The 1,304-nt window shown below is 35.4% G+C and carries 2 protein-coding genes; both read right to left on the minus strand.

What is annotated here, in order from left to right; genetic code table 11:
• Positions 1 to 175: 175 nt before the first annotated feature.
• Complete coding sequence (locus BZG80_RS15675) at positions 176 to 970, minus strand: peptidylprolyl isomerase (protein WP_021022865.1); 795 nt, start codon at positions 968 to 970, stop codon at positions 176 to 178.
• Between the two features lie 52 nt (positions 971 to 1,022).
• Positions 1,023 to 1,304 (minus strand): respiratory nitrate reductase subunit gamma (locus tag BZG80_RS15680; RefSeq protein WP_198532972.1); only part of this gene is annotated, 282 nt, incomplete at its 5' end.

Below are 1,304 nucleotides of genomic sequence, written 5' to 3' on the forward strand. Positions count from 1 at the left end.
ATTATAGCCGTCCTACAATAGTTATTCTTGGCTAAGAAAAGTTTCATGTCCAATATATAGTAAAAGAGCGTACAAGCAAGAATTAACATGCATACACATCGGTGCATATAGATAAAAAAGCGCAGACACTGTCTGCGCTCTGTATCTTAATCATATACTCAGATCATCATTCATATTATTGCATCAGCGGTGAGTTTTCTAATTGAAAGTCAAATCCTTTTATATCTGAGTCTATTAATATGGTTTGAATATATTGTGCAATATTTTTCCGTTTAACCTTCTCATTAAGATAAAGAGATATCGATTCTTTTACCATATTAAAATCAAGCTGACTACCATCAACTCGACGATTGATATTGGCCACATGTACGCCATAGCGGGTTTCAATAGGTTTATTTAATAGACCCATGGGCGCGGTAAATATTTGTTTTTCGAACTCAGCTACTGTTTGACCTTGAGTGATTTGTCCTAAATTCCCCCCTTGTTTAGAAGAGGGACAGGCTGAGTATTGTTTCGCCAAATCGTAGAATGTGGCTTTATTTTCTTTTAGTAACTCTATTAAATATTCTGCAAATTCTACTACCTTTATTCTCTCTTCAACATCCTCTGGAGGACAAGCCAGCAGGATGTGATCTACTTCTAGCAACGGTGCTGTACAAAACTTATCTTTATTTGTTATATAGTAATGATAACACTCTTCGTCAGTAGCAGATGGATAGATCCCTTCGAATTGTATTAGTTTTTCAATAATGTCATACTCTTCAGTTGGTTCAAGTTTTTTGTCTTCAGGCCAAAGAGATAAGCTTACTGCTCGTTGTTTTACGACTTCGTTAATAATTAGAGCTTCAACAGCCTTAACCATCGCTTCTCTTTTCGTTTCTGCAGGATGATACTGAACCTCCTGCATTATTATCGAAGAGTCTAGTTTAACTTCATTTATAGTGATTTCTGGAACGTCTGACACATTCATTGTACTACTCCTATAACTAGAAAAGACAAGCCTATGAAGGCTTGTCATTTTTTTATTTTTGACGCACGACTTGGTATTGCCGTGTCAAATATTCGATAGGCACACTCCAAATATGAACCAATCGACTAAATGGGAACAATAGGAACAAGGTTATTCCCCAAAAAACATGTGCACGATAAATCCAATGAACATCAGATATAAAGGTTATAGCCTCTTCCGGTCTAAAGGTTAATAAATACTTCGACCATGTCATTAAGTTTTTCATTTCTTGACCATCCATATGACCACTAGAAATGAATATAGAAAACATACCTAATATGAGTTGTAAATAAAT

Origin of the sequence: Salinivibrio sp. MA440 (assembly GCF_001996265.1) — a bacterium.
Lineage (GTDB): Bacteria > Pseudomonadota > Gammaproteobacteria > Enterobacterales > Vibrionaceae > Salinivibrio > Salinivibrio costicola.

Excerpts from the sequence above, each read along its gene's own strand:
- BZG80_RS15675 (WP_021022865.1), bottom strand. The coding sequence starts at position 970 with ATGAATGTGTCAGACGTTCCAGAAATCACTATAAATGAAGTTAAACTA.